At 56.6% G+C, this 7,089-nt stretch carries 5 protein-coding genes and 1 pseudogene; 2 read left to right on the top strand and 4 right to left on the bottom strand.

Annotated features, from left to right (window positions below):
- Positions 1–115: 115 nt before the first annotated feature.
- Both CLM60_RS12060 and CLM60_RS12055 read left to right on the top strand, forming a co-directional pair.
- Positions 116–712, top strand: coding sequence for a hypothetical protein (locus CLM60_RS12060; protein WP_425427193.1), 597 nt, complete (start codon positions 116–118; stop codon positions 710–712).
- A 236-nt stretch (positions 713–948) separates the two neighbouring features.
- Positions 949–1,791 (top strand): hypothetical protein, encoded by an 843-nt coding sequence (locus CLM60_RS12055; protein WP_095589410.1) that lies wholly within the window; start codon positions 949–951, stop codon positions 1,789–1,791.
- Between the two features lie 148 nt (positions 1,792–1,939).
- Here the strand turns inward: CLM60_RS12055 and CLM60_RS12050 are convergent, their stop codons facing one another.
- The 4 genes and pseudogenes from CLM60_RS12050 to CLM60_RS21200 form a co-directional block, all read right to left on the bottom strand.
- Positions 1,940–2,536, bottom strand: coding sequence for a hypothetical protein (locus CLM60_RS12050; RefSeq protein WP_141246504.1), 597 nt, complete (start codon positions 2,534–2,536; stop codon positions 1,940–1,942).
- 126 nt (positions 2,537–2,662) lie between these two features.
- Complete coding sequence (locus CLM60_RS12045) at positions 2,663–5,458, bottom strand: UvrD-helicase domain-containing protein (RefSeq protein WP_095589408.1); 2,796 nt, start codon at positions 5,456–5,458, stop codon at positions 2,663–2,665.
- A 157-nt stretch (positions 5,459–5,615) separates the two neighbouring features.
- Complete coding sequence (locus tag CLM60_RS12040; RefSeq protein WP_095589407.1) at positions 5,616–6,350, bottom strand: SEL1-like repeat protein; 735 nt, start codon at positions 6,348–6,350, stop codon at positions 5,616–5,618.
- A gap of 79 nt (positions 6,351–6,429) precedes the next feature.
- Positions 6,430–7,089 (bottom strand): annotated as a pseudogene (locus CLM60_RS21200) (hypothetical protein); the annotation flags it as partial.

Below are 7,089 nucleotides of genomic sequence, written 5' to 3'. Positions count from 1 at the left end.
CCTTGCTATCGGTAATGTTGTTTCGTATCGCTGCACCATTATAGATGGAGTCGGCATCATGAAGCACGTGATCCACGGCGTGGCCACAGCCACGGCAATAAGCATATCCGGACTAATGGCCTCGTCAGGGCCGGCTCAGGCCTATCAAGTGGACTGTGCGATCCTCCTCTGCCTTGCGGGCGGCTGGCCTGCCTCCGCGCCCTGCGCCCATGCCAGAGCGGTCTTCATTCGGCGGATCACGCCATGGCCGATCGAGCCGCCCCTACAAATCTGGCGGTGTCCGATGGGTGTGTCGTTCAACGAACCAAGTCCGTTGTCGGCTATGGAACGCCTTTATGACATCACGTTTCGCGATCCGCCCGAACCGCAGGTATCGACTCCGATACCCCTTGTTCGCGTCCAGGCGGATGAACAAGCCGACATCGACATCTCAGGCGACGCCTTTGATTTCGTGCGCAGCATTCGCGTCTATCACATTCAGTACCGCCAGCACGAAAACCGAGATGGTGACTGCAATCGCAGCGACTCCACGCGATTGGGGTCCTACGGCGTGCAAGGCGATTACCGATGGACAAGATCCAACGTGGGCCAGGTGCCGGCTGCATCTGGCCTGAGCATCCCGAATGGATGTGGCAGCTACTTCTACCGCTCCGTCTTCGTCGACTGGCGTGATCACGCCGGGAACTATGGTTCTGAAGAAGTTCGCTACTGACAAAATCTGCTCGCGGTCTTGCCGCGCGCGTCATCACAACCCCGCACGAAAGGCTGTGCAAAACCCCCGAAAAGGAGACGACGCCAGACCGTGAAGCCTGACGCCGTGCAAGAAAACTCCGTGAACAAGAGTTTCCTAGCGCACGGCTAAGACACCCGCAACCAGCAAAGTTGTTTTGCTGGCAAGAATGTTGTTGTCTCACGACATGGCGTCGGATCTCCAAGGAGACCTCGACCATGGAACCTACGACCGGCCTGATCCTGCGACGGATCACGCAGACAAATCTCTCTGTTGCAGCGCACAAGCTTGCCACCCTTATCCTCGATGCCATCGCCTGGAAGGATGGCTACAACGGTTTGGCGCGCGGAACGGCAGCCTTCACCCTCTCGGCCCTTGCGGAAAAGATGGGTGTCTCACGGCAGTATCTTTCGGTTCTTTTGAGCGAACTTGAGACGTCGGAGTTGCAGCTCGAGCGGGCAAAGCCGAATGGCAAGTTCGCGCCCTGGATCTTTCGGTTTTCCGCCTTCGACAAGGAGAGTGAAACCCATGATCTCGTGTCAGGTGAAGGCGACACATCACTATCTAGAGATAATAATAACAAAACTATCTTCTCAGGACTGATCGACATCACCGCGAGTTCGAACGTTTTTCAGACCAGTTGGGCAGAGCTCATCAAGGCAGCGAAGGCCACGCTGCCCTGCTGGAACGTTGACACCCAGGTCATCTGGGATCGCTTCCACGCCTTCAACCGGTCCCGAGGCAACGGGAAGGTGCCGGCCGGCTTCCTGCTTGGCTTCATGCGCCGATGGCGGAATTCGTCGGGAACTCCATCTCGTCCCGCGGTCAAGCCGCCCGCGAGACCAATAACGGACCCCAAAGAGCGCGAATTGCTGAGACAGATGCAAGCCGCACCTACTGCGAACCGCCAGTTCCACGCGTCCGACTTGTGTCGCTTGATCGGACACGCTGCCTACGAAGCGCGGGTACTCGATGTGATCCGCAGGTTTGGGTGCCAGAGGTTTTCAGCAACCTTGGCGGTGCACGGACGAGCGGTGCTGGCAGGCGAGATTTCCAGATAAACCGGTGGCGGCAGTGCGCGTCAGGATCAAGGAACACTCAATCCGCTTTGGGGACCTCTTCGTATCTAAATTCGGACTCGGGCCAAATGCCCCTTCATAAAGGCATCAACAGAGCCGGCGTGGCGCACTCTCGAGATGTACCGTTCTATCATCTGGCTGACGGAGAAAGTTCATCTACGGCGATCACGTCGGAAATGTCGACATGGCCAGCATTCACGGCGACAACCTTTCGCTCAGATGCTCCCTCACCTTCGTCGTCATTTTCCTGAATCGGAGCCCATTCACCAATCGACGAAACGTACGCGAGGGTATTGGTGTGTGCTCGGTTATGGCTAAATGAGATAATTTCTCTGCCTGCATCAAGTTTGAGGGTGTCCTTCAACAACTTGACGACGAAGGCTCCTATAGCTTGGGAAGCGGTCGATCGAAATTTCTCGGTTTCGAAGGGGCCGCCAAAAGACGCGGAGCCGCCAGGCGCAGCAACAGCGAAGTAGTAGTCTGGGCAGGTATAGTAGGCAAAATACGGGCTGCCGGATTTGCAAACGAATGCAACTTCCATGATCGTTCCCTCAAAGTGATCCTTGGGAAACTTTCGAGCAGTTTCTCCTGTGAACAGGATCTTTCCACCTCGAGTAATCGAAACGACTTCCAAATCATGCCCCATTACACGAAGCTTGCTCTGGGGTTCTTTCTTAAAGAGACCAAACAATGATCTTCCTTTCTTCGCATGCTCTTGTTTGTTCAATGTTTCTCCGCGCGAACCTTTGATCTCGCGGCTAACATCAGTGCCAGAAGTTGATTTGAGGCTAAAGATACAATTGATCACCCCTCAGGTTTGGCGTCGACCAGCTTGAGATTGCGTGCCCCCCGGTCAGTCCGGCTCACGTGCCCTTATTTCGGACACGGATGCCTTTCCAGTACAATCGGGGTAGCGAATACAGCCAAAGAAATCGCCGTAGCGCCCATGCCTCTCTACAAGCCAGCCATCGGAGCATTTTGGGCATTCATGATGTTCCGCTCCGCAATGTGAGCACTCGAGGTTGCCTGACGACCTGGAGACCGTCGGCATCCCAATCCCGCAGTTACTGCAGGCGGGCATGTAATTGCTGCACATGAGGCTGTGCTCACATCGGTACCACACGCGTCCATCCCGGGCAGGCACTGGAAGCAAGCGCCCGCCGCATTCGCTGCAGGGTACGTGACCCGCCATCGACCCGGTCGAGGTTGCCAGGCAGTATTCTGTATCAGAAACCAGTTCTCGCACGAAGCATGAGGGCTCAGCTTCGGACGCCAGCAGCGTGACGGTTGAGCGTGCGCGGGTCATTGCCACATACATGATCCGCCGTTCTTCGGCGTGTTGGAATGGCTCTCCTTCCGGTGAGACAAGGCTCAGGATCGGGTCATCGGTGATTTCGGACGGAAAACCATACTTGCCATTGTTGCATCCAAGGATGACGACGTGATCGGCTTCAAGGCCCTTTGAGCCGTGGATTGTCTTGAAGCTCAACGACAGGTTTGGGAACTTTCGACCGATAGCCGCCATGTCGGGCCGCTCGTGGCGATACCTTGCCAATAGAAGAACGCTGGTCACCTTGCTGGATCCGCGATCCTCGGCCCCGAGTACCGTCAGATTGGCTAACGCTTCCAGAAGTTCATTCTCCTGTTTGGCCTTCTTCGTCCAAACGACACGCAGCGCCGGGCCTTCTGCTTCGCCAGCCGGAATGATCGTCTTTTCGATCTGTGCGGGGTTTTGAAGAATGAACCGTCGCGCTGCGAGAGCGATCTTGTCCACCGACCGGAAAGTGCGGCCGAGGTCCACGACTTGATGGATATCCTTCTGAGGGCCGAACTCGCCGCCGAACTTCTGGCCAAAGCTGCGCATGATATGGATGTCCGCACCAGCAAAGCGATAGATCGACTGCCAGTCATCCCCAACCGCGAAAATCCGGGCTTCCTCATGTTGGGCCTTCAAGGCGCCTACAAGACGCGCCCGATCTTGCGAGATGTCCTGGAACTCGTCGACGAGAATATGCCGGAACGGGCTTTGATACGCCCCGCTCTCGACGTATTTAGCGGCCCGAAGAACCATGTCCTCGAAGTCGATCCTCTCGCCCAATTCATGCTGATATTGGCGGAACACTGGATCAAAAACCGCCAGAAACGCTTTGCCGCGTTCGCCCATGTTGAGCTTGTCCGCCTTTGATCGGCACGCTGCCAGGGTATAGCTGCCGCCCTTGAACTGAAGCAGGAACGTGCCAAGCAGCTGCGTGAAGCTATCGACATGCCCCATCTCGACGACGCGGTCATAGATGGTTTCAATCGGCCGCGGCCGCAGCGTTACGTGTGGACCAAGCTTTTCGGCCAGCGCCTCGAGAAGGCGACCTTCTTGACGTTCATAGCTATAGGTTTCGACGAGTTCAGTTTCAAAACTGGCATGGACTTTTCGCTTCCAGTCCATCGACGCCAGGTATTCCTTGCGATCGACAAACGGCGCGGTGACAAGCATCTCTCCAAAGCCGATTGGTGACTTGGCTTTTCTGACACCGAAGTGTTCGAGGTAGATGCCGCTCTCGGTCAGGCGAAAATCTGGAGTATAGGCTCGCCGCCCCGAATCTGGCAGTCGGTGTTCGTACTGCGGCTCGTACTCATAATCGATACCGTTTCGATACAGCCAGTTAGCGATCAGGAATTCTTCGTAGCTGCGAACCTTTTCGCCTTGAAGCGTTCGAAGATTGAGGCTTTCGACATGGGTATACCAAGCGTGCTTGGTATCGTAGTCCCATTCGCTGCCGCATTCGATGGGGAACTGAGTGAACCAATCGACAACCACATTCGCAATCTTTTCGTCAGTCGCGACCAGCTGCCGAAGAATCCGCCGGATCAGATCGGAATACCGCTTCTGGTCTCCGGCATGTGAAGCAAGAGGTAGTTTCGTGCCCTCGACGTGGCCGATGATGTGGTAGGCCAACGCGTGGAATGTCCACGCCTTGACTGGCTCATTACACGCCCGGCCTATGCGCGTAGCCATCTCATTTGCGGCCTCTTTCCCAAAGGCCAATGGAAGAATTTCTCCTGACTCACGCGTCCCAGACTTCAGCAGGTAAGCTGCCTTCGCAGTTATGACGCTCGTCTTGCCTGACCCCGCACCAGCCAGAACAAGTGTGGCGTCTTCTTCGCTGAGCACGGCGCGCCGCTGTTCTGCTGTGAGTGGCTGAGACTCGACGCCGTCAAGAAAGCCCGTCCAACGGGCAAGTTCGCGTTCCAGGTGCGCCGCTATGGCGCCCTCCCTGGCAAGCTTGGGATCTTCCAAGAAGTCATTGATCCGTCCGCAAACCGCCTTGTCGGCGATCATCCCTTCTACTCGCGCCAGTTCCTGCTTCAGAAAGCCGCGATATTTTGCAGCCTCGGACAGGATCGGTGGCGTCACACAAGCCGCAGGGTACCAGGACGGGCTTTCAAGCCAGTCCAAGGCCGCAGACATCTCAAGAAACTTTGCGACATCCCACGCGGTCTCTGGCTTCTGCTCATCGGCAACCTGTGGTGTCAGGGTAAACTTTGGGCGGGCGCTGACAGGCTGGTAAGACGGAGCCGATGACGGCCGACGCGATGCGCCGAAGAGTTCGCCAACCAATCCGAAAACCGCCGCACCGATCAGCCACTCAATCATTGCCTGGACCGCCCACCATCACCTGTCGAAACAAGGCATTGGCCGTGCCAAATGACATTTGTGGGACCGAAAACGCTCGGCTGCGGGGCATAATCTTCTGAAGGCTGTCCGTTTCATCTTGCACGCTATGTCGAACTGATGGCGGTCCGTTTTGCATTCAGACCTCGAAGAAGCGCTTTACGCCCAGAAGCGGCGATGCGTTCTCTCCCAGATACGATTTCTTGATCATGTGGCCGACTACAGTGCAGCGGGCCATCTTTCCGAGTTTACTTCCCATTCCGGACCGGCTGAGAGCCAAGCTGAAATCGTTCAGACCATCGGTGATCTGGTCTGCAGCAGATCCTTCGACAAGTCGATTTAAGCCTCCCCTGTAGAAACTTGAGGCTACTCCCGTTCGGCGAATGAAAGCTTGCACATATTCGTCTTCGCTGGCGCTCGCGGCGTCCAACTCATAGGCAATGACGTCCATCGTAGCACCATACTTGATGCTGACGGCGTTCACAAAACGACTTGCACAGACCATTAAGATCGGTGGCAGAAAGCCGGTTTCGACTGAGCCTGAGGCCAAAGCGGCAAGGTTGTCCATTCCGAAACCGGCGCGATCGGCACCCTCCAACATGTAAAGCTGCTGCTCTGCCTTGGGATGACCAATTGCCGCCGCCTTGTAGAAATTGTCCGCCGCGGCATCGAGATCGAAGGTGGGCAGATAGCCGCCTCCGTGCAGGAGGAACAGGTTGTAATATGCAGACCCGTGCTCACCTTCGGCGGCCCGATTAAAGTGGTCATAAGCTTCTTGGAATTTCTTGGCGCTCACGGCCAAGACGCCTGATCTATAGGCGTCTTCCGCCCGGGCATCCGAGCTCTTGAAAAATTGCTTGCCGAAAAGTGCCATTCAAAAATGCTTCTCTACCATGGGTTTGGATTTCCAAATTTACGTTGATCTAGAGATGCAAGCCATTGAAAGTCAAACACTAGACTGTCGCCCGCCACATCCTGAAGCGTCCTTGTTGTGTCACTTCTCGGATCAGGCCTCTCTCTTCCATCCATGCGAGGTTCCTTTGAACAGCCGCGCGACTTGCGCCTGTTAGTGCCTCCGCCATCGGGGCCGACACCAAAGGCCACTCTGTCAACGCGGTACGAAGAGCCGCCGGAGTTCTGCCCGAAAGCTGAGACATGGCTCCTTCCGCCCGAACACTCCATGTTTGGGTACCATCTAGATGACGCATCGCCGTTAGAATTGCGCTGTTCATCCCATCCAACCAGCGGGCCAAACGTTCGGGCGGCAAGCCCGAAACACGCAGCCCCCCTGCCCCGCCCATAGCCAGCGGCGCGAAGACGGCGCCGCTTCCGTCGCAGGCCGCGATCCTGGACGCGGTGACGGCGGCTTCGATCTGGTCGCCGTGTTGTCCGAGGCCCGCTAGACTCCAGAGATGAAAGCCCATGCAAGCTCGGGTGATTGGGTGGAACTCGGCTGCGGCTGTCATTACTTCCAGCCATCCGCCCGCACGATCTTCGAAGCGCTCAGCGCTGTCTTCAATGTTCTCGGGATCGCGGCGATCCAGGAAGGCGGCTAAGTCAGCCTTCGGTCCGGGACCGCCTGTCAGGCGCCGAACAGCCCATCCAACTCTTGC

Origin of the sequence: Actibacterium ureilyticum, assembly GCF_002285435.1 — a bacterium.
Lineage (GTDB): Bacteria > Pseudomonadota > Alphaproteobacteria > Rhodobacterales > Rhodobacteraceae > Actibacterium_C > Actibacterium_C ureilyticum.
The sequence above is the reverse complement of the archived record's forward strand: the minus strand, read 5'-3'. Positions and strand labels throughout refer to the sequence as shown.

What these genes read in the sequence shown, in the direction of transcription:
- CLM60_RS12060 (WP_425427193.1), top strand. Translation starts at nt 116, where the DNA reads ATGGCCTCGTCAGGGCCGGCTCAGGCCTATCAAGTGGACTGTGCGATC.
- CLM60_RS12055 (WP_095589410.1), top strand. Translation starts at nt 949, where the DNA reads ATGGAACCTACGACCGGCCTGATCCTGCGACGGATCACGCAGACAAAT.
- CLM60_RS12045 (WP_095589408.1), bottom strand. Translation starts at nt 5,458, where the DNA reads ATGATTGAGTGGCTGATCGGTGCGGCGGTTTTCGGATTGGTTGGCGAA.
- CLM60_RS12040 (WP_095589407.1), bottom strand. Translation starts at nt 6,350, where the DNA reads ATGGCACTTTTCGGCAAGCAATTTTTCAAGAGCTCGGATGCCCGGGCG.